This window comes from Psychrobacter sp. 1U2, assembly GCF_051847575.1.
On sequence record NZ_JBPYDC010000094.1, the window covers coordinates 1 to 1927 of the forward strand.

General features: G+C 47.0%; 1 protein-coding gene and 1 pseudogene. Both read right to left on the reverse strand.

All coding sequences use genetic code 11. The features are described from left to right. On the reverse strand, nucleotides 1–505 hold a 505-nt coding region (locus tag ACS8FD_RS13420), incomplete at its 3' end, for a DUF934 domain-containing protein (RefSeq protein WP_439276248.1). Continuing rightward, nucleotides 498–1927, reverse strand: a pseudogene (locus ACS8FD_RS13425) (nitrite/sulfite reductase); the annotation flags it as partial. The pseudogene ACS8FD_RS13425 and the gene ACS8FD_RS13420, both read right to left, overlap by 8 nt.

The window sequence follows — 1927 nt, forward strand, 5'->3', positions numbered from 1 at the left end:
GTTGCATGTCATGCTCACTGAGCACAAAGCTGTCAACACCTACGCGTAATAGATACGCAATTTGATCACGGCCGAACGCGCCCGCGACACGAATCTCACCTTGATAGCCCATTTGACGTAGCGTTTGAGCGAAGCTAAAGTTGCGTCCATCAGCGAATTTAGGAACATGAATGACGATGAGCGCCTTCTTTATTAGCAGCTCACTTAGCTCTTTCAATGCATTCGCATCCGTGTCAGCGGTCACCCATAATCCAATACGGCTGCTATGCTGGACTATCAGCTCATACACCTCTTTGACCAAACCACTTGCCAGCGCCCCTGAACCGTCCAATAAATCAGCGAGTGGTACTAGGACGTCAGGTTTTTCTTGCTTATGTAGCAGTTCAAGTAGAGTTAGGTCTATCGAGGCGATACCATCTGGTAACGTATCCGTGGTTAACGCATGCCAGCTATCTTTATGGCTGATATCGACGCCGTGACTATCCAAAATGTGGTGATTAGCCATAGACCTTCTCCTTAAATGGATCAATACCGACACGCTCAACCAATTCGCCAAAGCTTTCAACGTCATTCTCGGTGGTGGCACGCAGATCGACATAGACATCAACAATCTGTTGAATGGTATCAGCAACCGCTTCGGTAGGTACGGAGCGGCCGAGTATTTTGCCAAGCTTGGCATCGTTACTTGAGTTGCCGCCAAGGCTAATTTGATACCAGTTTTCACCTTTTTTATCGACACCCAAGATACCGATATCGCCAGTATGGTGGTGTGCACAGGCATTGATACAGCCCGACATATTGAGGCGGATATCGCCAAGATCGTATAGATAATCTAAATCGCTAAACTGCTTCTCGATTTGCTCAGCAATATTATGCGTAGTGGCATTGGCAAGTGAGCAATAATCCCAACCAGGGCAGACAATCATGTCAGTTAAAGTGTTGATATTGGCACGTGCTAAATGCAAATCTGAGAGCTGCTGCCACAATTCATAGAGGTTGTTGGTTTGCACATCAGCGAATACTAAATTCTGCTGATAAGTGCCGCGCAGTTCGCCAAAGCTATACTTGTCAGAAAGATCAGCAAGCGCATCCATTTGCGATTCGCTGACATCACCTGAGGGCACATACTTGCCATCGACCAAGCCTGCTTTGAGAGAAATAACGACTGCGCGGTAACCAGCGACCTTATGTGCGACGGTGTTTTAGTTATACCAATTGGCAAAGTCTTTATCAGCGCTTAATTGCTGCTGCAAATCAGACTGTGCTTGTAGCGCATCAAAGGTCACATAATCGGGCTCACTAAAAAAGCTGGTAGCCGTCTCAAAGTTTGCATCCGTCAACGTCAGCGGCCCGTCTTTGGTATGCGCTTCCCATTCGGCATCGACCAATTTAGCAAACGCAGGTCCGCCCAGTGTGTCGACCAAAATCTTGATCCGTGATTTGTACTTGCTACCTTTATCACGGCGACCATGCAGATTATAGACACGCAATATGGCGTCTAAATAACTCAATAGATGCTGACGGGGCAAAAATTTATTGATAACTTTGCCGAGCACAGGAATACGTCCAAGACCGCCGCCAACTAGGACTTCAAAGCCAAGCTCGCCATCCTCATTTTTCTTTAAGTGCAGACCAACATCGTGTACTTGCGTCGCTGCGCGGTCCTCATCGGTACCGATAACAGCAATCTTAAATTTACGCGGTAAAAAAGCAAACTCAGGATGAAAGGTCGACCACTGGCGAATGATTTCGCAATAAGGACGCGGATCGGCAATCTCATTTTGATGAATACCAGCATAAGGGTCGGTGGTGGTATTACGAATACAGTTACCAGAGGTTTGAATTGAGTGCATCTGTACCGAGGCTAGCTCCGCCAAAATATCTGGCACATCTTCTAGCTTTGGCCAATTCAGCTGAATATTGGTAC